A 24,045-nucleotide genomic window follows, 5' to 3' on the forward strand; every position below is an offset into this window, starting at 1 on the left:
AAGTTGCGCTTTTTTGCACTTGCATCATGCCACATTGGCATGTGACCGCGTCTATTTGCCGAACGGGTTGGAATTCCTGTCCCATTCGAGAGGATTGCCACCTGTTGCCGGCGGCTGCGCGGAAGAGGTATTCTGCTGATTACCCGCGTTGTCGTTGTCCGACTTCGGCGCAAACCTTGGCGAGAAATGCGGCAGCAGCAATCGTGCCCAGGAGCGATTGATCTTGGAGGCTTCATCGGGACAGCGCGCCGCTCGCTCCTTGGGTAGCATCCCATTGTCGACAATTGCGCCGTTGTTATTCGGATCAAGCCCATAGATCATACATAGCAGGTTGAAGTAGCGCTGGGCATCAAGCGAATGTTCATCGGCAAAGGCGGACACATCTTGAGTGTTCGTCGATTGGCTGTTGACTTTGAACCATATCGACGCCAGCTGGAGGACACGAGTTATGTCGTTCTTGCTCTCGCTGTCGTCGACATGGGAAAGCAGCATGACGGCTGCCAGTTGATCGACGGAATCTTCTTCGCGTCCGACGGCCGGAAGATCCAGCAAGTCGATCAATGCATGGCCCGACTCGTGCAGCAGAATGAAACGCAGATTGTCGCGCACGAACTCGATCGTCAGTGCCTTGGGGTCGGATGCTCCCTTTGACAGAGCCTGGCCCATTTGCAGCAGGCTGTCGATCATCTCGTAGCAGAGAAATACCGCGCCGTTTTCCTTGTTATAGAAGGCGTTGATGGTGCCGCATTGCCGCGTCACGTAATGCAGGGGACGCGGAGTGACGAAGAGCCCGTCGAGGCCGTCTATTTCGGGAATGTTGGAAAACAGGTGCGTATCGACAGCCCATTGATAGGCGTAGTTGAAATTGGAATCCTGCGGCGGAAAATAGTGATAGACGAAACGCAGACCCTTGCCATCTGTCGTAATCAGCTTGCCGTCGGAGGGCGGGGGCAACGCATTGTCCTTCTGTTCCGTCACACCATCCTTGTCGTCGCTCAACCGCTTGGTCGGCGTGTCGGCCTGCTGCGACTGTCCTTGTTGCGGCTGTTCAGGTGTGCTTGAGCTGTCCGAAGGGGCGTTCTGGTTTGCCTGTTTACTATCATTGTCGTTTGCGCTGGCCAGCTCGGCGAGCTTTGCCAGCGTCGGATAGCTGGGTTCACCGTCGGCAGAATCATCGCCGAAGGGATAGAAGCCGTTGGAGATGAGCACGGAGATATTTTGTACCAGCTTGTCATTCTTATCGTCGTTCCAGGTCAAATCGTAGCCGCGAATTTCATTGCTCCGCTGCTCGAAGCGGGAATAGAAGTTCCGGTCTCCCGATTTGCCTGACACGATGAACCAGTTTCGCCGCTTGAGCTGATAGGTGATCGTACTGCCCTGCTCCGCGGAAAGGGTCTGGAACAGATTGTCCAGCTGGGTAATGCCGCTATTGCCGAAGCGCGCGGTCTTCAACGAAATCGAGCCGTTTCTCGCTTCGAGCGTCTCGCCGCCAAGACTGTTGTCCTGCCGTTCAGTGAGCAGCCCGGCGGGATAGGAGATGGTCAGACCGGCTTTGGAATTATCGAGGCTTTGCCACTGCAGCTGCTTGCGGACATCAAGAGCTGCTTTGGACAGTTCCAACGCATCCAGCGGTGACAGCATGCCGGTGGCGGCGCGATTGTGATCGCGTTGATAGCTTGCGATGCCATTGCGGCTGGCTTGTCCGAAGTTGCCGTCGGCAAAACCGGTATAGTAGCCGAGCAGGATCAGGCCTTCCTGGCTGAGCCGTTTCTCCCATATGTTCAGAGCATCCTCGATCGAACCAGAGCTGGCCTGATCGAGCTGACCGCCTTGGGCCGATATCTGGGCAAATGCCGGCTGTAGCCAAACCGCACAGGGAATGGCGGAAGCCAGGGTGAGGGCGAAGATCGCAGTCTTCGAAAAATCAAACTTCAAAGCGAATTTCATTTTGCGCGAATTCCGGTTTTCCATAGGAAACGTCACGAAAAGCTCAGGCGGGCACCGCGTTTGCTGGCTGGCTTATTGAACCGGCGTGGTTCTAAGAAGCAGCACATCGATGTCGCGCTTGGGTGTGTAGTTCTTGATATCCATTTCGAATTGGGTCGGGCCAATCTTCTTCACGCCGTCGCCGCAAAAGGACACCAGGGTCTTTGGATCGCCTTTGTCGACGATTAGTTTGAACTCGCCGATCGGTCCCGCCCAATTGCCGCCGGATGTGATGACGTAGGACAGATATTGCTCGAAAGCCTGGAACGTCGGGTTGGCGTCGCCCAGTTTTTTGTAAAGCGAGCGGGCTGCCTTCAGAAAGGCCTCATCGGTGCAGAAGGTGTCGCGGTAGTGTTTGAGCTGATCGCTGTCCATGTCCGGGGAACCCAGCGACAGGGTGGATTGGCTGCCGAGGATCGGGACATAGCTTTGCTCCACGATGACGTCTTTTCCCTTGGGAAAGGTCTGCTGCCGCCAATATTTGGAACGCAGCGTCCAGAGCGGGTAAAGAGTGGTTGGCTGTCCGGTGTAGTCGCCTTCGCCGGTATCGAAGAAACCGGCATCCACCAGCTCCTTACGTTGAGCGTTTGTCAGGCGGCCGATCGCTGCCTCGCTTGCCTCCACCGTCGGCACCAGGGATATGTGCAGTGCCTTCAGCTTATCCGTAATTTCTTCGTCCGGTTGCCCATCCGCAACGAGGAAGGCGCGCTGTTCGAGCTGCGAAGGAACGGGCTGCCCGTCGACGACAGTCTTGAATTTCATGAAATTGTCGCTCGCCGGGTCCGGAACGACGGTCGTGGAATTAGAGCCGCCGCCCGGAAATGCCGGCATCGGGAAGGCAATCGTTGTGGCGTAGTCTGCGTTCGTCAGATTGTGGAACCGATAGGAAATTCGAATGCCTGTGGGGGACAAATAGAGTTCCTCGGAGATGAGCGCGATCTTATCTGTTTTCTGAAGAACGAGACCGCCGGTCCCCAATGTCGCCGAACTGTCGTCGGCGAAGACCTGCGTGGACAGGAGCATCAAAGCGCCAAAGGCACATGGAATAAAACGCATTGCTGATCTTTCGGAATGAGGGCGGATTTGGCCGGTTTCGGCATCGGGATTTGTTCTTTCGGTAGGCCGTGCCATCGAAACCGTAGGTATGCATATCGGCATTGTCAGCGACCACCTCCTTGTCGCCGTCACGGAGCAGAACCGGAACTTGCTTAGCCGCAGCATTCCCCAATGCTGCTCGAGCCACCGATCCGGGCGGCATGGCTGCTATCGGGCGCATTAGGCAGCCGCTAACACGTATGAAAGCTGTGAGCCGTGGTTTCCGAAGGTGCGCGTTCTCTATTGGTCCAAGCATGCGAATCCAACGCCCAACAATGGTTTAATCACTACAGCCGCATCTCTCCGAGCCTTGTCTCAAGAGCCACCGCCGCAGGATTACTGAGGTTACGTCGGCAATTATCAGAGCGCCTTCGATGCACCGATATTCCTGCGTCCGTCATTGGTGTACATCCGTCTACATTTCTCAATTTCGCATCTTAACGACTGGCGGGTAGCTCCCGTGTACCGTAGTGGCGCAAGGGAATTTGATGCGCGGGATGACAAATTTATTTGCTATTCCGATCCGACAACGCGGACGGTCTTGCAGATAGCAACTTTGGTAGATTGATTACACGATGAGACGCGTTAAGGCCCGAGCACCGTATTCAGCCGCGGGCAAACAGGAGAGCTCGCCATTTTTCATGAGTATGGGCGACGAGCATTCGACTTGGGACGAAACGTCGCTCCTTCGCCGTAATAAAATCGCAGCCAGTCCAACGCATCAAACGGCCTATCTCGTTAAAAGGATATCAGCATGAATGTCCGCCATCGTGCCATTTTCCGCCTCTCACTAACCGCTTTGATGTTGTTTGTTCCGACGCTTGTTTTGGCGGTCGAGCAGAAGATAGCCGAAACGTCAAAATCAACCATGGCGCAGAAGCAGGTCGACACGAGCCGCCCCTCCTACAAGGCCTGCATGGACAAATCCGAAGGTATTACCGTTTCCATGCGCGACTGCACAGGCACGGAACTTGAATATCAAGACAATCGCCTCAATCGAGCCTATCGCACCTTGCGGACAAAGCTGAAACAGTCCAGCGCCATGCATCTGCGTGACGAACAACGGGCCTGGATTGCCGAACGCGACGAGCAATGTGCCGTGGACAAAGACGGCGGCACTGCCGCTTTGATCGTTGCCGACGATTGTTTAATACAAGTGACATCCGAGCGGGCCATCGAGCTGGAGAAGCGGATTCCGCGATAGGGAGGCGAAATTCATTCGTGAGAGCTGGCCCTCTATGGGGCCGGCTCAATTGCCGGAAGGTAGTAGCCACGTTGCATTGTTCCACTAAAGGTGGGGCCATCACAGCTCAGGGAATAGCGCTCCCAGGAAATGTTCGTGACAACAGACTGTGTTCGTGTGTCCACAGCCCGGTTCTGATCGTCGACCTCCGCCTCATAAAGGGCCTGTTCACCCGGTCCTCGCGAGACACCGTTCGTCGAGACAAGTGTTTGACGTGTGCCGCCCTCCTGCGTTGCGACGGGCTCCGGCATAGCAAGGGCCGCCTGCTCCTTGTCCATTGCCGTCAGATAGCTCAGACATGCCGCAAAGTCCGGGAAGGGGCCGGCCACGAGCGGCTCCGGCGGCAACGATCCGCTGGCAAGGGCTGATTGTGCCGCCAGCAGGACGTAGGCGCCCACCATCGCCGACCACAGGAGCGCCAGGGCAAGGCAGCAATCTCGTCGTGTGCAGGGTCGGAAAGTGGTCATTGGTTGGACGGCTCCAGCGCTTCAGCCCAGTTCTTCCGCATATCAGACAGACGGGCTGTGTAGGCATTCCTCAGGCAGCCGATATCCGTGCACGTGTCGCGGACCGTCTTGCGCCAGAGAGTTTGCTCCTTATCGACCGGATCGATGATCTCTCCGGTCTCCCCATCGCGCCCGGCCGTTTCGTTCCGGATCTTATCAAATAGCGCATTCATCTGCTCGTCCAGTCTGGAAAGGCCGGCATCGGTGCAGATCAGCTTTTCGACCTTGCTTTTGGCAAACCTGCAGTCGAAGCCGGCACTCAAGGCGGTTGTCGACATCGAAAGCAATCCGGCGACAACCAAAGCGCATAAGCCTAGCCCGCCTGTGATTGTGCGGCCGACACTGGTCGTGAACGCGGTTGCAATGCTCATCCGTGCGGTCCTTCAGGAAGGATATTGTTTACTGCGCCGGCGGATATGTCGGGCTGGTCAGGCACCGGTCGAACCAAGTGGCATCGGATTCTGTCAGCGGCCAGTCGACCTCGGCGTCAAGTTTCGGAAGGTCTCTCTTCGGGACCGGGAAGTGGTTGGGATCGGGGTCGAGGTCCCATTTACCGTTCTTGCCATTTTCACAGACATCTCCCGATTGATCACCGCAAAATGCGACGGGTTTGGCCTGCTCTGCCGCAATGGTGCTGACACCGTAATATTGGTAGAGCGCCCAGGATGCGAACTCCGCACTCAGGCTGCAAACTCGATCCTTATTCTGCGCGTGAACGGCGCCGGTGCACTGATAGGAATAGCTCTTCTGGTTATTGTCGTCTGGAATGAATTCGCAGCTCGCGTCAAAGCCGGAAAATGCCCCGCCGGTATATTTTGTGAGAAACCGGCGCTGGGCCTCTGCCTGGGCAACAAAGCCCTTGTCTGATCGGTCGGCAAGCCCGGTTGTTCGATCCGTGATGGCCTTGCGAAGTTGGCTGATCGGCAATGGGCGATCGCCAGAATTACTGCTGAACCATGCATTGCGGGCTGCAACCCAGCGGCGTTGGCTGTTTATAAGCATTGAACGGACCTCGGCATCCGGCGCAGATTTTAGCAGTGCGCTATAGGCCTGCCCCAGGGCGGCATCGGCCGCCTTCAGGCCTGCATCGCCGCAAATCCTTTTGTCGATGGCATCGCTGGCCTTTGTGCAGTCGATTGCCCAGGCCGGCATACTCGCGCCGAAGGTCGTCATCAGACAAATCATCGCGAGCCGAATTTGCTTCTTAAGTCGATGGATGGGCATGCCGTTTGTTCCTCGATTTTCTATCCGCCTGCAAATAGCGCCTCAGAGCTATCTGGAGCATCGGTTTCTGCGGTTGAAATATATGCGCGCTCGTTATGGGCGCTTCTGCATCCGACGGGTCGTCATTCGGCCAAGATGATCGCTCGCCAGTCCGATTATCCACCGAAGCACTGCCGATTGGTGAAGTCGATCAGGTCGTGATCCGGCTCTTCGCGTCGTTCGAGAGGCTCGATTGCAAAACGCCCGAGCATCAAATCGTTACAGATTCGGACATTAGTTCTCTTCGAGTGGCTTTCGAGCACGCAGTCGCCGCCGAAGCTATGGTTGCCGTCTGCCATTCCGACCGGCAAATCGATCAGCTTTTTGCAGCCGATGATCTTCCCGTAGATGTTTCGGTCGGACATGGACTGATCGAAGGACTGAAGCCGGCTGTTGGGGTCGCGAAGAACGACGATGCTGCGGCAGGAATTGCCATCCGGAATCTCGCACGACGGCTTGTCGACGATGTACCTCTCGTTGCGTGCAAGAATATCGATCCGCTTGAGATACGCCTCTTCGATGCAGGCGGCATCCTCGCATATGTCGCGAGTGTGATTGATCCAGTTTCGCTGCTCTGTGACCAAGGCCTGTTTGCTGGAGGGTGCCACCGCGGTCAGGGCCGTCTCGAAAACAGTTGTCAACTGGCTGTCGAGTTGCGAAAGGCTTGGGGTTCCGCAGATCAATTTCTCTATGCGGACAGTCGTCTTCTCACAATCGAAACCGGCAGCGCCAGCGCCGGCAGGCATCCAGACAATCAGGAGGAAATAAAGCAGAGAAAGTACATTTCTACGCATAATGAAGGCCACCTTGGCGCACCTCGCTAGACCGGTCCTCGACAGATTGGAAATCCCGCAATGCTATCCCGCGGGGTCGAGTATGGAGAGCTTCATATTGGTGAGGAGAGACGACTATTCCGCGATAGCCTCGTCGAGTGCTGACTTTTGGGCCGCGGACGGCTCACCCAAATAGAGAGTAGGTTTTCCTTCCTCCTGGACCTCAGCCCATGCCTGCGTCCCGTTCATGTTGAAAAGAATGGAGGCTTGGCCGTCGTTCGTTGCATGTTGCTTGGATATGATGCTGATCTGGTAGTTGACTGCGTCGATGGATATGATCTTCAAAGCCCCGGCGATGAACCTGTTCTCGTCACGCACCCAGGCGGGCGTCTCTTTGGCTGAGGTCAGCGTCTTCCACGACTGTGCGTAGACGGAGTTCTTCAGCAGATCGTAGATGTAGGTGTCCCCGGCACGGGCGATGTCCGCCATTCCGAGAAGTGCAAGAGATAGTATCAGCCGACGCATAGATCCCTCAGCTTCGAACAAATAAGTTACCGCGCGGTCATCCGCTGTCGCTCCAGACAGTCGCCTGCGGTAAGGCTGCTTGCCCCGTAAGGCTACAAATGTCGATGGGCGACAGTTCGGACGTTTGCGATTTGAACGCAAGTGCAGCTCTTTTGGATGAAGTTGCACTTGGGAGCGTTAGATTATCACCATGCAAGGTTCTATTTGCGTTTCTGTCCAACTGTGCTCGACCGATGGATGAAATTGAGTTTTCACAGCCAATCTTTCGATACAAATGAGGGCTAGATTGAACAAGAAAGCGTACGCGGCTAAGCTTCTGATCCTGTGTGCAGTGGTTTTCCATGCCGCCGATACCAATGCTGTCGATCAGGAGCATATCTACCAGAGAGCGAGCGGTAATTTTGGAGAGGGGATGGTCAAGGTCATGCTTCTCGACGAAAAATCGTCACGTACCCGGTTGACGGTACAAGTCGGCGGTATTCCCAATAGAGAAGCAACCTCCGTCGATTGTGGATTTATCGCCGAAGGAAAGCTCGTTGCGAACGTTTTCAACGGTACCGTGACCCGCATCAACGTTGTTGCCGATCTTGCTCCTGAAGGGAATCCGGCTGATGCAACGCTGCCGGCTCTGGTGGCGGTTGTCAAGCGAGACGCGCTGACCTTCAACGCGACGAAAGCGGCGGTGGCTAAGTTCTGTGGAGGAGATGGTTCTTCGCTCGACGGAGTCTTTCGCCTGAAAGACTGAAGGGCCAAGCACTGACGAGTGCAAGGGAGCGAAGCGGTCCACAGGAGAGACGTCGCAACCGCGAACTGTGAAGCCGCCGCATGCCTCGCTACCGGGGCGTCATCGCTAACGCCGCGCCGGGTTCGATGAGGTTAGCGCTATTTCCCGTTCGATAATGGCTTCCGCAGCGCCCCATGCCCTTGTAGCAACGGTCGGATCATGAAAGGCGCGAGCATCAATCGTGGCGCCATCCAGCAGTATCAAGAGGATCGAGGCGAGGCGTGTTGCGGTGTGCTCCGGTAGAAGGGTTTTCAGCATGTCGCCCATCCACGCCGTCATGGTTTTCTTGTATTGAATGGCGACATCGGAGATCTTTGGATAATCGGTGCTAAATTCAGCAAGCGCACGCTCGAACAGGCAGCCAGAAAATTCGGGAGTAGCGAACCATGCCTCGTGCCATGCAAAAATAGCTCTTAGCTGTTCCATTGCCGAAGACGTTGGTTCGACGCAGGCGCGAAGGCTGGCCATGATGTCGTGGTAGCGGCGATCAAGGACGGCGCTGATCAGATCGTCCTTGCCGGGAAAATGATTGTAGAGCGTCATGCGGGCGACACCGGCCTCGGACAAAATCCGGTCGACTCCGACTGGATGAAAGCCATGCCTTGAAAACAAGTCGGTCGCGACCGCGATAAGCTGCTCCTTTTTCGGGCTCATTGATGCCTCAAGTCAAATTCATCCATAGGCCTTTATCAGACTTCCTTGTCGCGCCGATTTGCATATGGACATCTTATACTGATCGTTCTATCTATTCCACCAATCGTCCAGATCAGCCCTTCAACTTAATGCTGCATATATTGGAAGACCGTGGCCGTTAAAGGCAAGTTCAATGGCGCAGATTTCCCCTTTAATGTTCAGTTTCTCGACACTCGAGTTTCCTAAAAGAGATCGGTTTCACGCGTGGGTCGACGACAATCACTGCGACTGCATATTGCGGAGCGATGCTTCTATCGCGTTCGATGCCGAAGCAACCGGTGCTGCCCTCGGCCCTCTTATCCTATCCGGTAGACGGTGGCTCAATCAGACCCGATTTTCCATCCACGAAACCAATCGAGCCGAGCGGCGTATCCGAGCAGACGGTCATGATTTCTTTCGGTTCGTCTTGATGGTGAGTGGCCGATATTTGTGTCGATGGAGCACGCCTCAACCCATAAAGGCGGCTGGGGATCTGTTTGTCCTTGATGCCGCTCAAGTGAATGAAGGCCTGGTTGAGGCTGGCGACGTGATTTCTTTGGTGGTGCCGAGAGATCTGCTGCCAAGCCAAACCGCGCTTTTGCACGGGCAGACACTTGTGGATGGCGTTGCTTGTCTGCTCGGCGACCATCTTCTTTCCTTGTTGCGAAACCTCGCAAGCCTTACCGAGAATAAAATTCCCTATATCGTTCAATCGACCCTGCAGCTCGTCACCGCCGCGGTGTCCCCGATGCCGGATGCGCTGGTTAAGGCAAATAGTCCGATCCGAGATGCACTACGCGAGCGGGTCCTGCGTTACATTGATACGCATTTGCTGAATGTCGACCTCACGCCTGATCGGATTTGCCGGGATGTCGGCCTGTCGCGGGCAAAACTCTACCAACTATTCGAAGGCAGCGGCGGCGTCATGCGGCAAATACAACGCAGGAGGCTGCGCCGTGCCTACCAAATGTTGGCAGATCCCACCCGGCCGCACCCTCATATAGCCGAGATCGCCTGGAGGCACGGCTTCCCGAACGAGAAATACTTCTACCGCCTGTTCAAGACCGAGTTCGGCCACACCCCAAGCGAGACGCTGGAGAATATGCGGGCCGCGTCCGTGCTGAAACCGGCCGCTCGTCGTGGTCAACAAGAGCATGTCGAGCGACCCTCGGGCTGGACATTGCCGTTTGGAGTGCCCGGCAATTGAGGCTTCCGAGACGTATTTTATAATGTCTCAGATCTGCCCAGCGCGCTCTTTTTAGATTGTAAGCTGCCAATCCACCTGCAGGTTGTGCCAATTCATTTACGTTGATGCGCCAAAGGTTTGGGCGCGGGATTTGCTTGAATAATGTACGCTGAGCATTTGTGGTGACGGTGGTTCGATTCTCTTCAAGGCGAGGTGGCTGACCGGACACGGTATCGTCCTCATTATTTTGAAACTCTTGAAAGTTAGCATCATTCTGTATATTTTGATAGCAAAGCCATCATTTCTATTGAGGTGATATCAATGCCGGCGGTCACCATTCGAAATCTTTCTGACGAAACACATCGTGCTCTACGCCTGCGAGCGGCTCATCATGGCCGAAGCACCGAGGCCGAGATCCGCGACATTATTGAGGCCGCTGTTCGTCCCCCTGAACGTGTTAAACTCGGCTCTTTACTAGCGGCTATCGGTCGCGACGCTGAGCTTTCCGACAGCGACGTTGAAGCCCTGCAGAAAAGTCGCGATAAGACGCCTGCTGAACCGATGACCTTCGAATGATCTTGCTGGACACCAATGTTATATCCGAGCCGTGGAAACCGGTTCCCAATGAGGCAGTGGTCGCTTGGTTGGACGCCCAAGCAATCGAAACGCTGTTCATTTCCGCAATAACGATTGCTGAACTTCGCTTCGGGATCGCAGCTATGCCCTTGGGGAAACGGCAAACTATCCTCCGCGACCGCCTTGAGGGCGAAGTACTGCCTCACTTTTCCGAGCGCATCCTGCCCTTCAATCGTGCGACTTCGCAGTTTTACTCGGAACTGATGGCACGCGCTCGAGTATCTGGAAAAGCGATCGGCACGGCTGATGGCTATATTGCCGCCACAGCAGCAGCAAATCGTCTGGCAATCGCAACCCGCGACACAAGCCCGTTCGAGGCGGCTGGGTTGCATGTGATTAATCCCTGGTCCCGATAATGGCGGTGTAGATCTAGGTATCCTAGGTTCGATACCCTTCAAGAGCAAAAATAAAATTTACCGCTTTCGTGGGCGCACTGGACTAGGGGTCGAAAGTTCGGGTACCTCAACGTAGCTTTTGGGAGACGGGATCATTCTACCTCTCCTCACTTGGACTGACGTCCAATGAGGAGAGGGAATCCTGGCTGTTAGACGACCGCAACTACTGACAGGCCGTCAAGCCGCCCGGGTTCTGAATTGCTGCGAAACCGACAGTGTTGATGGTGGGATCGTTGCGAGCGATGAAGCAATAGTCGTCGTTCGCATGTGGGGCGGCAACGATACATGAGTTGGATCCTGCCGGAATAACATATGTGTCCAGGTTATTGATCGCGAAAACCGAAGCTGTTCCGTTGGGATGCGGTACGGGCTGTTTGGTGAACAGGATTGCGTTCTGTGGTGGTACGACCGCAATGGGTTGGTGGTTTCGGCAATCGGATGAAAAGGCCAGTTGCGCCGAGGCCGGCATAGTCGTTGCCAGCATGGTTATGGCACTTAGTGCCAGCCCGATAATCAACTTGCGGTCGTGCCTGGCAGGTTTCGATTGGGGATGGGTCGACATACCATGTTCCTTTGTGGTTTGAGAGTTTGATGGGTTGTTCAAGCTTCAAGGTTGGATAGGATCTTCTGGGTCTATGATCCTCCTGTGGTTGAAAACGTTCCGTTGGAATTGTAGGTGGCGATAATCGTGGCAAAGCCTGTTGTGAAATCGCAGCGCGCCGAGTTGCTTTCGTCATAGGTCAGGAGGTTGCCGGCGGGTTGATAGCCCGTCTTTACGAAAAAGATCTGTGTCGGCGAGCAACTCATCGTGGCGTTGGGTAAGGGCGCCACGAAGCTTGAGAGGATAACGGCCTGGTTAGCGTTCACCGCAGCGACGCCGCTGAAGAGCACGGGAAGTGGTGCCGGTGTATAGGGCGGCACATTGATCGCAAATGCTCCAACTGAGATCCCCGATTGATAGATGGGCGCTGACAGCCCCAGCGGACTGAGTGTCAATTCCGTAAAATTTGTCGGCGGATTGCTGCCGGTGCCGGTTGTGAGCGAGATTGCTTGTTTCGTCGTCGCGTTGCTGACCAAGAGCCGCGAAGTTCCGGACGAGACCGACGCGGTAGGCAGCGATGGCGGCGGTGGCGGCGCCGCGGTGCTGATTGCGCCCGCGTAGATCTGTTTATCCAGGCCGAAGACTATCTGTGCGCCAGAGCTGACGTAGTTGCCGACATTTTGGCAGCCGAGGCTGCAGCAATAGATGGTGCTGGTAGATGGTTCGAAGGTCGCCCTTTTCTGGAAGACATAGAAATACTGCGCAGTCTGCGAGAGATTCTGAACGATGATCTGATAGGACAAGCTGCTCATGGTGTTCTGACAATCCCGTTCAAGATTTAGGCCGCCTGGATGAGGCTGTCCGACGCGTCTGCCGGCGGCGGACATCAGGTGGCGCGTGCTGGGCACACGCGGGTGAGGGTGAGGAGACACGTTTTTCACCCGCGTGTCCGCAGTCGGCCTACTGCAGCTGCGTGCTCCAGTTGCCGTTAGCCTGCAAGCTAACGTTGCAGATGGTGTAGCCACCTGTGAAGTCGGAGAGCGCGGCATTCACACTCGACTGCGAGAAGTTCATGACGTTGCCCGGAGTGTAGGCACCGATCTGAACGAAGTATTTGAGGATCGGCTGGCAATCGATGTTGTTCATCGGGTTTGCCTGCACGAAGTTGGACAGCACGATGCCGCCATTGACGGCGATCGCCGAGCCGACATTGTAGTAGGGAGGCGAGGTGAAGCTTGGCGTCGTGATACGGAAGGCGCCCGGCTGGACGCCCTGGCCGTTGACCGGTGCGGAAAGACCCAGCGGCGATACGGTTGCGGTCGTCCAATCGTTCGGAGATCCGCCGCCTGCACTCGGGGCTAGGTCGATGGCACGACTGGCGGAGGCAAAGCCCGAGGACGATCCGATCTGCGGCGGCGTGTTCGCCTGCTGGATGCCGGCATAATATTGCAGATTGACCTGGAAGGTCAGGATTGCGCCGGTTGCATCATAGTTGCCGAGAGATTGCGAAAAGAGGCTGTTTGAATAAACTTGTCCGCCGCCGGTATAGATGGCCGGCTGCTGGAAAAAGTGTCTGCGGCTGGTAGTTCTTCACGTTGATGGTCAGCAATGTAGACATGGTCAACAATCCTTTTGCGTTGAGAGTGAAGCACAGGGTCTCTCCCGCGGCTGAAGCTCGAAGAGCTTGCCGCCCGATCATTCGGTGCTTTGTTTGAAACCCTGATTAGAAATATCTAATATAAATTATTCCTAATCAACTTGAAGCTGTTGAGCTCAGGGTAAAAATGGAGAACACATTTTGCGCTCAGCGCAATTCAAGTTCGGGAGGAATGGCCTCCAAGATCCGCATGAGGCAAGACTGGATAGTCGTGGATCGGCTGCGGAATGCCCGTACCCATTCCAGTTCAGTTGTCGAGACTGATGTGTCCTCATGCCGGTCAATAGTGCCGCGCCCAAGAAGTAGCCAGTCGAGGGAAACATCCAACAGGCTGGCTAGGGCGCAGGCGCTTTCCAGCGAGGTGTGGCCGCCATTTTGCCAGCGTGAGACGGCGGCAACAGATACATTGAGCTCAGCGGCAACCGCGTGAATTTTCCGGATGTTACTGCGAGACATTGCCTCGCGAATACGTCTACCGCGAGCGAGATCGTAAGCCACAGAATACTCCCTTACTGGTTGCATTGAAATCCGCAGCCAGTGAAAGGCGGAACCATATGTTATGGAGTGCTGATGCTGGGAGTGGACGGCATGTGGATTCTATTCGCCGTCCGTCTTATTAATGCAGCCTATTGGAGATTGTCCTGGTGCTACAATCAAATGCAATAGCGCGCGCGTCAAAGCTATACCACAAGCCCCATAAAGCGGCGCAGATGCGTTTGTAGCGCCTGGTGCCAATGGAGGGGTCAGAACAAGAGCAGTCCGAAATCGATGGGATGGATCAGGCGGCCGAACCCGTTAGCTACGGATCGGCAACACTTTCAGCGTCGCCTCAGCGCGATACGCAGGCACGCCGTGTGCACGATATGCCGTGGGGAGACTATCGATCAGAAATTGTCGGGACGCAACCAAAAGCCATTTTGCTGAGAACAAGCTGTTGCGAAATTACGCCCTCTCGATAGGAAACAGTCTCTGCAAATTGAGCTTTGCAGAAGGATCTCCGTGCCCCGCCGCCTTTCGGTACCAGGCAACGGCCTCGTCCATGTCTCGTGGTATACCAAGGCCAACTTCCAACATGTAACCTATACTATTTTCGGAGGCAGCGTCGCCTTGCGCGGCAGCCTTGCGGAACCAGAAGATGGCCTGTGCATAATCTTGAGCCGTGCCGCGACCATACTCATACATTGCGCCAAGGTTATTTTGAGCTCTAGCATGTCCCTGCTGTGCCGCCTTCCGAAACCAAATGACAGCCTGTGCGTCGTCCTGGTTCACGCCTCGCCCCCACAGATACATGCAACCCAGATTGAGCTCAGCATCCGAAATACCTACCGCGGCAGATTTGGAAAACCACATCGCCGCCGTAGCATCATTTTGCGAAACGCCGTGGCCTAGTAGATATAGCAAGCCGAGATTGTCCTGTGCCCTGAATTCCCCTTGCTCTGCTGCTTTCTGGTACCAAGCGGCAGCCGCCTCATAGCTTTGGGTCACCCCATAGCCGTGCTCATAGAGAAGACCGAGACCAAATTCAGCCGGCGCATTGTTTTGGGCAGCTAGTGCTTGCCAAGCGTCCAGGGCCTTCTTGTAGTCCCCACGCAAATAGGCATCTTTCCCATCGTCAACAAAACTCCCTGTCGCTAAGCAAAGCACGGCTATCAAAGCCACGGCAATCCTTGACCAGCGCATGCCCTCTTCCTCGAATTTTCCCGAAGGTCCCGCGTTGATAATATACCGTCTTTGGCGGCCTGCAATATTCCTGAAGTGAGCATGAAAGCTCCGTGTGTACCGTTGCACGACCAAGTTCGGCCAGCAAAGCTTCTCAGTGATGTATAGGGCCAAGCACCAAGGAGGCATCGCTGGGGTCATCGCCGGTAGATTTCAGGATTGCCAATCCCAGCTCGGTTTGAACCGCGCAGTCAGCCTTGGACAGCCTTCCGACAGCAGACATCGTCAATATGCATTTTCCTTTGCCCTTCAGCGGGCGCTGTACATAGACGATCGCTGATCGCAAGTATGTTTGAATCAACTTTCTTCCCACTCAAGCTGAAATCGCCAAGGTCTGTTTTTGCAATGATCGATTCACCACCAATGGGAAAGTTCTTCATGTAAAGTAGCTGGTTGCACTTGTGGCTCGGCCCATCGCCGATCTTGGCATAACAGATGCGATGGGACGAATGATGGTGTGCCGCGCCGATGGCGTGGCTCAGCGTCGGACAAGTTAAAGCGATTGCCGCACCTAATGCCAAAACGGTTCTCATCCAAATATCCTCTGTTCTCAGGTGCTTTTAGCGGACCAAGCACTACGCCATTATGCGACCTAGCCTCGTTGTGATCGAAAGCCATTCCAAATGAAAAGAAACAGTCGGTAAGGAGCGATAAATCGGTAGGGAATAAAGAACTTATCGCCGAACTGAGACTGGAGCTGCTCATTGAGCAATCCAGGCAGGCATGCCAAAAGAACGACTGCCAAAACCTTAATTGTTTCTATCCAGATCATAAGCGCCACCACACAAAGTGCGACCAGCAATGTCCTGTAGATTATCAGCTTCGTCGAAGTTCCCGGGAAATTCATCTGACGGTCCGGCGATTGTCTCAGCTCTAGGTGCCCTTGGCATGTTCGAAGGGTGATTTCCTCATTGCAATCTCTCCGTTCGCGATGACGCTCTATAAGCTTGCCTCAAATAGGATAATCATGCGCATAATGAACTTCAGCCGCATGACCGAAAGAAAGGCCCGGAACCCTATAAACCTCTGAGTTTCGAAGAGCGCGGCAGCCGTGATGATTTTTTTACGACCGTGATGTTTATAACGTGCTCTGAGTGATCGAAGGTTCGAACGGTGACCTTGTCGGTGCCGATGAAGCCCGGATCAGATCGATAAATTACGGCAACGCCTCTCGTCGTTTTGCCAGCGCAGACATAGGAGGTATCTTTTTTGAAATGGCCGTTAGCCAATTTGTAGCTGACTTGGCCGTGGGCGGGATAGCCCGGGGTCTCCGGGTAAATAAAGGTGGCTGTTGCTGATGTGCAGCTTTTATCGATGGCCATAGCCATGCCGATGAGAGTTCTTTCACCGGACCTGGCGGTGACCGAATCTGCAGCCGCCGCGCATCCAGAGAATAACACTCCGATGCCCGTAAATAGAGCTGGCCAAATTCTTATGTCCCTGTACTTGCACTTTGCTGGACGTGTCATTGTTGTCACGAAGCCCTCATCTCCTGCCGTTCCACTGATGGCATCTTGTATGGTTGCACGCAAAAGTCGAGCGGAATGTGCCGGAGTTTCACGTCTTTCCACACCGGCTCACGGACAATCCTTATCCAATAAGTGGGAGCTGTTCGCGTAATTGCGCAGCGTTGCGCGGAGAGCACGTCTGCCTGGGTCGGAGCTTTCTCAAGCGTCTATCATGCGTAAGATCCAGCCCATCCTCTTCGTTAAGCGACATTGCGTCGGTGAAGATGCCGATCGTATTATTTAGATCCGCCCCAGCTTTCATCCAGGTCGTTGCACCCGTCAGAACCCAGCGCATTCTATCCCGCGAAGCTTCGCCGATCTGAGGTCGGGCCAAGCGTTGCGGGAAGCTCGAGTGATATGAGTAAAAGATCACTCGCGGAATGAACTGGTAGCCGTCCGGATTGATTTCGGAGGTACCTGCGTTTGGTGAACCGTTAGGCGACTTTCGCAGCCAGCATCCCGTTGATGCAGTCCTCGTTGCGCGCTTCCAATTCCAGCAGCGGAAAGGCCCTGAGGAACATGCGGATCGTCTCGTCCAAATCGGTCCCCGATTGAGACCAGCCGGGACCGCAACTGACCTGCTGGCCAGCGACATCCTCGACCTCAAAAAGACCACAGGTCTCGCCAGCCTCGTCATCGACGGCAAGCTGAAGCGATCCGAAGTTTCGGTGTTCGTCATTCCAGTAAACCAAAATCTCGAGAAGCCGGATGCCGGGTCGGTTGCCGATCTCGGTCAGCAGCAAGCCATGAACCTCGTCTGTCGCGAGCGGCTTCGGCTCATCCCAGCAAAGTTCCTCGTCCAAGGTCGGGTAGTCGATGACGTTTTCCAGCAGGTCGCGCATCCTGCCGAGATGGCGCAGCATGTCTGGCGACTTTCCACGGAAGCCGGGTCGGTCGTCTCTGAACGTATCGAAGGCATGTCGGCCCAAATAGCCGACGAAATCATATAGCGCCTGCGCGTCGTCCTGGCTTATGGTGAGAACATCGTCTCTTGGCCGTGGATCTCTTGAATATTCAAACATTGCTTCCTCCTTCGCTTTCAAAGCGCGGAACCCAGCCGCGCGTAAAGCCGACACTCATTCCAGCCTCGCAGAGGGCCAGCTGTTCACGGACGAACTGCAGTTCGGCGAGCAGAGCGCCGATCGCGGCGTTGGTGTCACCTGCGAAGAGCTCAAGCACGGAAGCGACCTGATCGAAGTGCGGTTCATGTGTTTGAGCGGCTGCGCTGTCATGAGGCAATACGTCTCCTGCACCCCTGGAATCATGGGGGTTCGAACTGCTGATGTGTCGATATGGAAATTGCGCGGCCGGTGATTGCCCCGGCAAGTTGTTCTCATTTGGAATGGAGTCAAGGGTGCTCCCTCAATGAACACCCACCTGCCCATGAAAAGCGGAGCGCAAGGGGCGGAGGCAGTCGGTCCCGCTTCACTTCGTTGAAGCTCCTGCGGCTACCCTTATACCGCTCCTTGCGCGTCGAGAATTCCCGAAATCCCGGCCTGCAGCCGGCGCCATGCTGATTTCTCCGATGCTCTCCATTCTAGGATTCGAAGCGCCTCTGGCGCTCTGCGCACAGCGTTATGAACTCGTGGCGACGCAACAACGTTGTGGCCGGAGCCACAGCTGAGCTGCGCCCGGTCCCACTGCTTGCCGTCACTCTGCGCAAATCAGACACTCTGGCGGAAGCAGATTATGCCGCAGATTTCATACGCAGCGCGCCTATATAACGGCGAGCTGAAAAATATAGGAGAACCATGACGAGATCGTAAGCGATAAAACCAATCGACCCAAATACGTAGTAGTTTAGGCTAAGAGTTGGAAGATTATATGTGAATATATTCGTGATGTAATGAAATACAGTGCAGTAAATTATAGGAATTATAATTGTATTCGATTTCAGATAAATGAAACTCGTTGCCACATGAAAGTTCTTTGTCGATATTAATAATATTCCTGTAAATAGATATAGCAAAAATCCTGAAACTCCCATCTCCGTGAGGTGATCAACGATCCCGACATAGTGACCTACACCCTCTATAATAGCAAATATGAAAATTGATATCCAAGGTCTAAACTTTATCACCTTGAATCCGAGAACGATCATACACTTAATGAATTCTTCGAGAGCCGCGAGTAGAAAGATATCAAGTACAAAAATGTTGTTTGGCACGTTTCGACCCTTCCTGAGGCACGTCGCCGCTTCGACCACGATGGTACGGCAATGAACTATCGAATGAAAATAATCCGGGCAGCGCGCTCGCTTCTATCGGATATTTCTCCATTTTTTTATTCTATTTATAGATCCGTCTGGATTACGCTTGATGGAATGTCCACGAAGATAATGAGAGAAATAATTGAGCCGCATATCGCGGATCACCATGGCAGCATCCCCAAATGGGGCCACAATATCGATGAACCAAAGATTATCCCCTGATCTCCACTTATCCTCTTGGGGCGTGATCCCATCTTTGAGCATCTGCAGATGCGTATCTTCATCGACGAGCGCCCAAGTAACGAAAGCGAACGGATCATCCTTATCATGAAAGTATACCTTGCACTGACCAGTCCGCAGTGCTGGCACGAAATTGCTCTCCATGTCGACAACACTCCAGCTTCGATGCAAGGGTGATTGTAAGGCCAGCAGCGTCATACTACCGAGTGCTTCGATCGGCGGAAGTGATTTCGAATGCGGTTTGGCTTCCATGGAATATTATCTCTCCTTCAATCCGTTCTGTATGGCCTTGGTTACCGGCTCAAAAAAGTACGAGATAAGCCGTCGCTCTGAAGTCACGACGTCGATCGTGGCGGTCATGCCGGGTGAGAATGCGATCTCTTTGCCATCCACATGCAAGGCCGGCTGATCGAGTTGCAGTCGGGCGGCGTAGACCCATTGTGATGCGCCGTTCTGTCGAGCATCTGCGCCGATACTCGAAACACGGCCCTTGACGACCCCGAAACGCTCCGAGGGAAAGGCATCAAATTTCGCATATGCTTGTTGACCGACTTCAAGGAAGCCAACATCGCGATTGTCAAAGAATGCTTCAATCTCCATGCCGCCTTGAGTAGGGACAACACCCATCAGGGTTGATCCCGCCTGGACGAAGCCACCGACTGTGTGGACAGTCATATTTTCTATTCTACCCGCCACGGGCGCCCGAAGGATCGTGTTGCTCAACCGCTCTTGGGCAGCATGTAAGATGGCACTTGAGCTATTGCGGGCGATTTTCGCCTCCTGAAGGCTACGGTGCTGTGTCGCCAGATTCTCCGAGATCGTCGCCATTCTCTGGCGTTTTAGAGCCTCAGCGGATGCAACCAGCACAGCGAGCTCTTGCTCCGTTACGCCAATGTCGCCCTCGATGGCTTTCAATTCCCTCTGCCTATCGAGATATTCGTTGCGGCTCACGATACCTTGTCTCGCCAGGGTGCTCGCCGATTCCAGCTTCTGCAGAACGATATCCCGATCGACCTTCGCCTTTGCGATTCGCGCGGACTGAGCGCGCTGCTGGACCTCCAAATAATTGAGTTGTGCATCGATCTGCAAAACCTGATCTTTCAAGGCAGTTAAAGTGGCGCGAACAAGCATCTCGCCCTCTGCTTCTCTTCCCGCTTCCACATGCCAATCCCGCTCGAATTTCTGGATTCCAGCCTCAACGAAACCTTCGGTAACCGGATCATACTCCGTCAACGGATGAATAAGCGCTGCCGCGACGGCGGCATTGAGTGACTGCTGCTCGATATCGGACTGGATCCGCTGGATATCGCTTTGGGCGCTAGTCGGATCGAGCGCCACCAACACCTGCCCTTTGGTGACAACTTGCCCCTCATCCACATCCAGTTGCGCGATCTTGCCGTCAGCAAGAGGCTGAATCTGTTGGATGCGCGCCTTCGGAACCACCTTGCCCAAACCGCGCGCAACAACTTCAGTTTTCGCCATGATGCTTCCTCCGACTACGCTGGCGAACATTGCCAGAAGAAGCCAAGCCGTCATCCTTACCGTCGGGGATGTTTGGGGTATGGATAGCGACGTCATTGTCAGTTGCGCTCCAGTAGTTTAGCGAGGTCGACAATTGTGACATCGGTCCCAAACAATTCCGGTCGATGGCTTATAATGACAATAGTGCGAGTTCGCGCCAACTCACGCAATGCCGCAACGATGAGCCTCGAGGATTGTTCATCTAGCGCACTTGTCGGTTCATCAAGTATCAAGACGTTTGGAGCGCTTAGAAGCAGGCGCGCGAGCGCTAATCTTTGCCGCTGCCCCCCTGAAAGGGACGAACCATATTCGCCAACATGGGTATCTATCCCATCGGGCATCAGCTCGATCATTTCGGCGCATGCACTGGCCTTCAAAGCCGCTTCCATCTCCTTCTCAGTCGCCCCTCCATTGGCAAGGAGGAGATTTTCTCGGATCGTTCCGGCGAATAGCGCCGGCTCTTGGGGCAGATAGGCTAGGTTGGCTCTAACGCTTTCGACGGTAAAATTGCCGATCGCTTGATCATTAACCAACACGGTGCCGCTGTCCGGCTGATACAGGCCGCTCATGACCTTGGCCAAGGTGGACTTACCAAAACCCGACGGCCCAACCATGATGGTCAGATGCCCTGGATTGATTGTCAGGTTCACATTGTCGAGTACAAGCCGTGCCGGGGAGTATCCAAAAGAAACCGCATCCAGACGTAGGCTGGCTGGCTCGCGCAGGAAAAAATTCTGTTTCGCCGTGCCTGCTTCGGGGTGAGCGTTGAGGATATCGCCGAGGCGCAGCCGAGCGATTTTGATCTCCTGCCAATGCTCCCACAGGGAGGTGAGGCCAAGAATCGGGCCGGACACGTGTCCCGCAAGGAGATGAAATGCAATAAGTTGTCCAAGTGATATCGAGTTTTCCAGCACGTACATCGCACCGAAGAAGATGAGTAAGATGTCGAACACACTGCCGAAAGCATCACCGATTACCTCATTAATAATGTGAAGTTTCGTGATTTTGAAACGGAGTGTGAGGGAGGCGGACATTGTTTCGTCTAGTCGTCCGACGTGAAGGCTCTCCGATGCTTGCGCTTTTACCGTTTCGAGATTCTGGAACGTTTCAATCATGCGAGATTGATGCGCCGAATTCGTAAGAAAGGACTGCTTCAAACGTTGACGTATGAACGGCCCAACCAAAGCGATTGCCGCCATTTGCGTGGGCAGAACCACAATGATGATCAAGGTCAGCGGAGGGCTGATAGAAAAAAGCGCCCCAAAATATATAAATGAAAACAATATATCGATCGCTACCCCGGATATGGTCCCGGTCAGGAACTGACGGATCGTTTCGATCTCACCCATGCGCGCGAAGAGTTCACCCACTTGCCACTTCTGCAGCGTAAGCAGTGGCAAACGCAGAACGTGATTGAAAATTCGAAGACTGAATTCGCGCGTCAGACGATTGAGTAAATGCGCTCCGAGATATGTCGAGATCGATTTAAATGAGCTTTGGAAGAGCGCCACCGCGACCAAGACCGCAACAACAATGTAGAGACTGCTCTCACGCTGAAATGGAATAATTCTATCTATAAGTGCTTGAAACACGAATGGCTGAACTAGTCCGAGAAAGCGAAGAACGATAGAAATAATTGATAGTTCAAATATGTGGCCCGCATATGCGCCGGTGGTCTTCGTAAACCACGAAAAAGATGCAGGTTTTTCCTCTTCCAATTTTCTCTATCTAGCTCTAATTTTTGAGTTGAAATGTGTAACGATTAACATACTAATGGTTGCTGTAACGTCTTATCGTTATGTTTTCAACAGCAAAGTCTAGAAAGGATACTTTTATGGGCGGCTCTTCGAACTCTGGTGGTTCTAGCTCATTCAACAAGGGTGTCGGTGTTGGCGTCGACGTCGGCTATAGCTTCGATGGTCAGGTCAACGCATCGAAAAATCCCGGAAACAATCAGGGCTATGCTCGATCTTATCTTGGCCAGTTTACTGGGAAGATTAACGACTCATTCCGGGCGATGGGTTATCCAAACAGTGGGGCGACCAAGGGCGGTCGCCTTGGTGGCGGCCGAGATCCGTCTAGCGGAAGGTAAGATAGCTTCTAGGTAGCCTGGCAGCGGCAGTTTCGGGACATCAGGTTGTGTCGCGAACTGCCGCTTTTCGCACGTAAGGCCGCGGTTGCACTATGCCCAGGAAATATAGCGACTGCGGATCGGCTATCCTGGGCAATGCATCGGCTAGCCGCCAGGCTTTTGCGCGTGTCTGTTCAAGATTCTCCCGGAACGTGACGAGAATGCCGCAAACCCGCTTGCGGCGGCGCTATGCTGATTTCTCCTAAACTCTCCATTTTTCAGGACTGCGTTGGCCCAGGAGCGATCATTTGATGATCGCTCGTCAATCGCGCTGCTGACGCAGCTGATCATGAGGCCCGCTCCGGGCCGCTTCCATTTGTTCGCCCCATGACATCGCCGCCCAGGCCGGTCAAGAGGCCCGCGAAGCCGGTTCATCTTCCGCGCCAGTCCGCAAAGCGGACCCGTGAAGATACCCCGCCTTCCGCTCCACGCCGCTTGACAGTCCCGTTCGCCGCCGCGGGGCGGGCTTTCGCCCTCCCCCTCTGTCCCGGGGAATGTCAGAGGCCATTCCCCGGAAAAGATCGGGGAGGCTTCGCCCGAGGAGGCTTGCCCTTCGGGGTGGCAACGAGAAATTTGGAGAGAGATGATGAGCATCTATACCGAGACCGCACGTTTCGACTCTGGCCGGGCACTGACCGAAACCGAAATGCGCCGCATTGCACCGTCGATCTTTGCCGTGACCGCCCACGAAAGCCGGTCCGAACGGTTCCGACCCATTCCCACTATCGAGATTCTGCGCGGTCTCATGCGGGAAGGTTTCATGCCAGTTGGAGCGAAGCAATCACGCAGCCGCGTAGAGGGGAAGGCCGACTTCACCAAGCACCTTATCCGCCTGCGCCGTACCGATGATGGCAAGGTCTACAATGTCGGCGATACCGTTTGCGAAATCCTTCTGAAGAATGCCAATGACGGAACCAGCGCCTACGAATTGATGGCGGGGTTGTTCCCGGTCCGTTGCCTCATTCCCTGGTCACACAGACCGGCACCATCGATGCTATCAAGGTACGCCATTCCGGCGACGTGCAGCATAAGGTGATCGAAGGCACGTACCGCGTCCTTGGCGAGGCCGAACGGACCCTTGCCGCTCCGCAGGATTGGTCAACCCTACGGTTGAACCGAGATGAGAGGGGTATTCTGGCGGACGCCGCCCACGTCCTGCGATTGGTGACAGCGAAGGCGAAACGACGACGCCGATCAAGGCCGAACAGTTGCTGGTCCCCCCTCGTCATGACGACCGCGCCGACGATCTATGGACGATCTGGAATGTGGTGCAGGAAAACGCCATCAAGGGCGGATTGCGTGGTGTTGGCCGCGACGATCTCGGCAGGCTGCGTCGCGTCAAGTCCCGCGGTGCGAACGGTATCGATCAAGATATCAAGCTCAACAAGGCGCTTTGGCTGCTCGGCGAACGGATGGCCGCACTAAAATCCTGACCCGGTTGCAGGAGCGCCGCCG

At 54.6% G+C, this 24,045-nt stretch carries 26 protein-coding genes and 2 pseudogenes; 8 read left to right on the top strand and 20 right to left on the bottom strand.

Annotated elements, in window-relative coordinates; genetic code table 11:
• Positions 1-51: 51 nt before the first annotated feature.
• A complete protein-coding gene (locus AC13RE_RS11755) occupies positions 52-1,947 on the bottom strand; it encodes a DUF4344 domain-containing metallopeptidase (protein ID WP_488563045.1) in 1,896 nt (631 codons plus the stop codon).
• Positions 1,948-2,019: 72 nt separating this feature from the next.
• Positions 2,020-3,009: a DUF4424 domain-containing protein gene (locus AC13RE_RS11760; protein ID WP_488563046.1), complete on the bottom strand. Its 990-nt coding sequence runs from the start codon at positions 3,007-3,009 to the stop codon at positions 2,020-2,022.
• A gap of 826 nt (positions 3,010-3,835) precedes the next feature.
• Here AC13RE_RS11760 and AC13RE_RS11765 point away from each other — a divergent pair.
• Complete coding sequence (locus AC13RE_RS11765; RefSeq protein WP_488563047.1) at positions 3,836-4,285, top strand: lysozyme inhibitor LprI family protein; 450 nt, start codon at positions 3,836-3,838, stop codon at positions 4,283-4,285.
• Positions 4,286-4,317: 32 nt separating this feature from the next.
• On the opposite strand, the gene AC13RE_RS11770 is transcribed toward AC13RE_RS11765, so the two are convergent.
• From AC13RE_RS11770 to AC13RE_RS11790, 5 genes are all read right to left on the bottom strand, one after another.
• Complete coding sequence (locus AC13RE_RS11770) at positions 4,318-4,791, bottom strand: hypothetical protein (RefSeq protein WP_488563048.1); 474 nt, start codon at positions 4,789-4,791, stop codon at positions 4,318-4,320.
• Positions 4,788-5,108: a lysozyme inhibitor LprI family protein gene (locus AC13RE_RS11775; protein WP_488563049.1), complete on the bottom strand. Its 321-nt coding sequence runs from the start codon at positions 5,106-5,108 to the stop codon at positions 4,788-4,790. The genes AC13RE_RS11770 and AC13RE_RS11775 overlap by 4 nt, the downstream gene beginning before the upstream one ends.
• 121 nt (positions 5,109-5,229) lie before the next feature.
• Positions 5,230-6,054, bottom strand: coding sequence for a lysozyme inhibitor LprI family protein (locus AC13RE_RS11780; protein WP_488563050.1), 825 nt, complete (start codon positions 6,052-6,054; stop codon positions 5,230-5,232).
• Positions 6,055-6,209: 155 nt separating this feature from the next.
• Positions 6,210-6,899, bottom strand: a complete 690-nt coding sequence (locus AC13RE_RS11785; RefSeq protein WP_488563051.1) for a lysozyme inhibitor LprI family protein — start codon at positions 6,897-6,899, stop codon at positions 6,210-6,212.
• A gap of 102 nt (positions 6,900-7,001) precedes the next feature.
• Complete coding sequence (locus AC13RE_RS11790; RefSeq protein ID WP_488563052.1) at positions 7,002-7,355, bottom strand: hypothetical protein; 354 nt, start codon at positions 7,353-7,355, stop codon at positions 7,002-7,004.
• Positions 7,356-7,677: 322 nt separating this feature from the next.
• Between AC13RE_RS11790 and AC13RE_RS11795 the strand changes: the two genes are divergently transcribed.
• The gene (locus AC13RE_RS11795; RefSeq protein ID WP_488563053.1) at positions 7,678-8,136 is read left to right on the top strand and encodes a hypothetical protein; all 459 of its coding nucleotides are present in this window, start codon (positions 7,678-7,680) and stop codon (positions 8,134-8,136) included.
• A gap of 105 nt (positions 8,137-8,241) precedes the next feature.
• Here the strand turns inward: AC13RE_RS11795 and AC13RE_RS11800 are convergent, their stop codons facing one another.
• On the bottom strand, positions 8,242-8,829 hold the full coding sequence (locus tag AC13RE_RS11800; protein ID WP_488563054.1) for a TetR/AcrR family transcriptional regulator: 588 nt from the start codon (positions 8,827-8,829) through the stop codon (positions 8,242-8,244).
• 172 nt (positions 8,830-9,001) lie between these two features.
• Here AC13RE_RS11800 and AC13RE_RS11805 point away from each other — a divergent pair, with 172 nt between their 5' ends.
• The 3 genes from AC13RE_RS11805 (at position 9,002) to AC13RE_RS11815 (ending at position 11,025) form a co-directional block, all read left to right on the top strand.
• Positions 9,002-10,054, top strand: a complete 1,053-nt coding sequence (locus tag AC13RE_RS11805; RefSeq protein ID WP_488563055.1) for a helix-turn-helix domain-containing protein — start codon at positions 9,002-9,004, stop codon at positions 10,052-10,054.
• 300 nt (positions 10,055-10,354) lie between these two features.
• Positions 10,355-10,609 carry a FitA-like ribbon-helix-helix domain-containing protein gene (locus AC13RE_RS11810; protein ID WP_037149590.1) on the top strand — a complete coding sequence of 85 codons (255 nt, stop codon included), beginning with the start codon at positions 10,355-10,357 and terminating at the stop codon, positions 10,607-10,609.
• Entirely contained in the window at positions 10,606-11,025 is a 420-nt protein-coding gene (locus tag AC13RE_RS11815; protein ID WP_488563056.1) for a PIN domain-containing protein, read from the top strand. Before AC13RE_RS11810 ends, AC13RE_RS11815 begins: the two co-directional genes overlap by 4 nt.
• 202 nt (positions 11,026-11,227) lie before the next feature.
• Here the strand turns inward: AC13RE_RS11815 and AC13RE_RS11820 are convergent, their stop codons facing one another.
• From AC13RE_RS11820 to AC13RE_RS11875, 12 genes and pseudogenes are all read right to left on the bottom strand, one after another.
• Complete coding sequence (locus AC13RE_RS11820) at positions 11,228-11,626, bottom strand: hypothetical protein (protein ID WP_488563057.1); 399 nt, start codon at positions 11,624-11,626, stop codon at positions 11,228-11,230.
• A gap of 71 nt (positions 11,627-11,697) precedes the next feature.
• Positions 11,698-12,417, bottom strand: coding sequence for a hypothetical protein (locus AC13RE_RS11825; RefSeq protein WP_488563058.1), 720 nt, complete (start codon positions 12,415-12,417; stop codon positions 11,698-11,700).
• 148 nt (positions 12,418-12,565) lie between these two features.
• Positions 12,566-13,223: pseudogene (locus tag AC13RE_RS11830) on the bottom strand (hypothetical protein).
• Positions 13,224-13,409: 186 nt separating this feature from the next.
• Positions 13,410-13,760 (bottom strand): helix-turn-helix domain-containing protein, encoded by a 351-nt coding sequence (locus AC13RE_RS11835; RefSeq protein WP_488563059.1) that lies wholly within the window; start codon positions 13,758-13,760, stop codon positions 13,410-13,412.
• 444 nt (positions 13,761-14,204) lie between these two features.
• Positions 14,205-14,942, bottom strand: coding sequence for a tetratricopeptide repeat protein (locus tag AC13RE_RS11840; protein WP_488563060.1), 738 nt, complete (start codon positions 14,940-14,942; stop codon positions 14,205-14,207).
• 230 nt (positions 14,943-15,172) lie between these two features.
• Complete coding sequence (locus tag AC13RE_RS11845; RefSeq protein ID WP_488563061.1) at positions 15,173-15,514, bottom strand: hypothetical protein; 342 nt, start codon at positions 15,512-15,514, stop codon at positions 15,173-15,175.
• Between the two features lie 483 nt (positions 15,515-15,997).
• Positions 15,998-16,459 carry a hypothetical protein gene (locus AC13RE_RS11850; RefSeq protein ID WP_488563062.1) on the bottom strand — a complete coding sequence of 154 codons (462 nt, stop codon included), beginning with the start codon at positions 16,457-16,459 and terminating at the stop codon, positions 15,998-16,000.
• 464 nt (positions 16,460-16,923) lie between these two features.
• A complete protein-coding gene (locus AC13RE_RS11855; RefSeq protein ID WP_488563063.1) occupies positions 16,924-17,511 on the bottom strand; it encodes a hypothetical protein in 588 nt (195 codons plus the stop codon).
• On the bottom strand, positions 17,504-17,728 hold the full coding sequence (locus AC13RE_RS11860; RefSeq protein WP_488563064.1) for a hypothetical protein: 225 nt from the start codon (positions 17,726-17,728) through the stop codon (positions 17,504-17,506). Before AC13RE_RS11860 ends, AC13RE_RS11855 begins: the two co-directional genes overlap by 8 nt.
• A gap of 1,021 nt (positions 17,729-18,749) precedes the next feature.
• Complete coding sequence (locus tag AC13RE_RS11865; RefSeq protein ID WP_488563065.1) at positions 18,750-19,190, bottom strand: toxin-activating lysine-acyltransferase; 441 nt, start codon at positions 19,188-19,190, stop codon at positions 18,750-18,752.
• Positions 19,191-19,196: 6 nt separating this feature from the next.
• Positions 19,197-20,516: an HlyD family type I secretion periplasmic adaptor subunit gene (locus AC13RE_RS11870; RefSeq protein ID WP_488563066.1), complete on the bottom strand. Its 1,320-nt coding sequence runs from the start codon at positions 20,514-20,516 to the stop codon at positions 19,197-19,199.
• 2 nt (positions 20,517-20,518) lie between these two features.
• Positions 20,519-22,177 (bottom strand): peptidase domain-containing ABC transporter, encoded by a 1,659-nt coding sequence (locus AC13RE_RS11875; protein WP_488563067.1) that lies wholly within the window; start codon positions 22,175-22,177, stop codon positions 20,519-20,521.
• A gap of 999 nt (positions 22,178-23,176) precedes the next feature.
• Between AC13RE_RS11875 and AC13RE_RS11880 the strand changes: the two genes are divergently transcribed.
• From AC13RE_RS11880 to AC13RE_RS11890, 3 genes and pseudogenes are all read left to right on the top strand, one after another.
• Complete coding sequence (locus AC13RE_RS11880; protein WP_488563068.1) at positions 23,177-23,626, top strand: DUF932 domain-containing protein; 450 nt, start codon at positions 23,177-23,179, stop codon at positions 23,624-23,626.
• A pseudogene (locus tag AC13RE_RS11885) lies at positions 23,623-23,730 on the top strand (DUF932 domain-containing protein); the annotation flags it as partial. The gene AC13RE_RS11880 and the pseudogene AC13RE_RS11885, both read left to right, overlap by 4 nt.
• A gap of 68 nt (positions 23,731-23,798) precedes the next feature.
• Positions 23,799-24,023 (top strand): hypothetical protein, encoded by a 225-nt coding sequence (locus tag AC13RE_RS11890; RefSeq protein WP_488563155.1) that lies wholly within the window; start codon positions 23,799-23,801, stop codon positions 24,021-24,023.
• Positions 24,024-24,045 lie beyond the last annotated feature (22 nt).

The sequence above is a fragment of the Martinezella sp. CNPSo 3959 genome (assembly GCF_057784355.1).

Excerpts from the sequence above, each read along its gene's own strand:
- AC13RE_RS11755 (WP_488563045.1), bottom strand. The coding sequence starts at position 1,947 with ATGAAATTCGCTTTGAAGTTTGATTTTTCGAAGACTGCGATCTTCGCC.
- AC13RE_RS11760 (WP_488563046.1), bottom strand. The coding sequence starts at position 3,009 with ATGCTCCTGTCCACGCAGGTCTTCGCCGACGACAGTTCGGCGACATTG.
- AC13RE_RS11765 (WP_488563047.1), top strand. The coding sequence starts at position 3,836 with ATGAATGTCCGCCATCGTGCCATTTTCCGCCTCTCACTAACCGCTTTG.
- AC13RE_RS11770 (WP_488563048.1), bottom strand. The coding sequence starts at position 4,791 with ATGACCACTTTCCGACCCTGCACACGACGAGATTGCTGCCTTGCCCTG.
- AC13RE_RS11775 (WP_488563049.1), bottom strand. The coding sequence starts at position 5,108 with ATGTCGACAACCGCCTTGAGTGCCGGCTTCGACTGCAGGTTTGCCAAA.
- AC13RE_RS11780 (WP_488563050.1), bottom strand. The coding sequence starts at position 6,054 with ATGCCCATCCATCGACTTAAGAAGCAAATTCGGCTCGCGATGATTTGT.
- AC13RE_RS11790 (WP_488563052.1), bottom strand. The coding sequence starts at position 7,355 with ATGGCGGACATCGCCCGTGCCGGGGACACCTACATCTACGATCTGCTG.
- AC13RE_RS11800 (WP_488563054.1), bottom strand. The coding sequence starts at position 8,829 with ATGAGCCCGAAAAAGGAGCAGCTTATCGCGGTCGCGACCGACTTGTTT.
- AC13RE_RS11805 (WP_488563055.1), top strand. The coding sequence starts at position 9,002 with ATGGCGCAGATTTCCCCTTTAATGTTCAGTTTCTCGACACTCGAGTTT.
- AC13RE_RS11810 (WP_037149590.1), top strand. The coding sequence starts at position 10,355 with ATGCCGGCGGTCACCATTCGAAATCTTTCTGACGAAACACATCGTGCT.
- AC13RE_RS11815 (WP_488563056.1), top strand. The coding sequence starts at position 10,606 with ATGATCTTGCTGGACACCAATGTTATATCCGAGCCGTGGAAACCGGTT.
- AC13RE_RS11820 (WP_488563057.1), bottom strand. The coding sequence starts at position 11,626 with ATGTCGACCCATCCCCAATCGAAACCTGCCAGGCACGACCGCAAGTTG.
- AC13RE_RS11825 (WP_488563058.1), bottom strand. The coding sequence starts at position 12,417 with ATGAGCAGCTTGTCCTATCAGATCATCGTTCAGAATCTCTCGCAGACT.
- AC13RE_RS11840 (WP_488563060.1), bottom strand. The coding sequence starts at position 14,942 with ATGCGCTGGTCAAGGATTGCCGTGGCTTTGATAGCCGTGCTTTGCTTA.
- AC13RE_RS11845 (WP_488563061.1), bottom strand. The coding sequence starts at position 15,514 with ATGAGAACCGTTTTGGCATTAGGTGCGGCAATCGCTTTAACTTGTCCG.
- AC13RE_RS11855 (WP_488563063.1), bottom strand. The coding sequence starts at position 17,511 with ATGTTTGAATATTCAAGAGATCCACGGCCAAGAGACGATGTTCTCACC.
- AC13RE_RS11865 (WP_488563065.1), bottom strand. The coding sequence starts at position 19,190 with ATGGAAGCCAAACCGCATTCGAAATCACTTCCGCCGATCGAAGCACTC.
- AC13RE_RS11870 (WP_488563066.1), bottom strand. The coding sequence starts at position 20,516 with ATGACGTCGCTATCCATACCCCAAACATCCCCGACGGTAAGGATGACG.
- AC13RE_RS11880 (WP_488563068.1), top strand. The coding sequence starts at position 23,177 with ATGAGCATCTATACCGAGACCGCACGTTTCGACTCTGGCCGGGCACTG.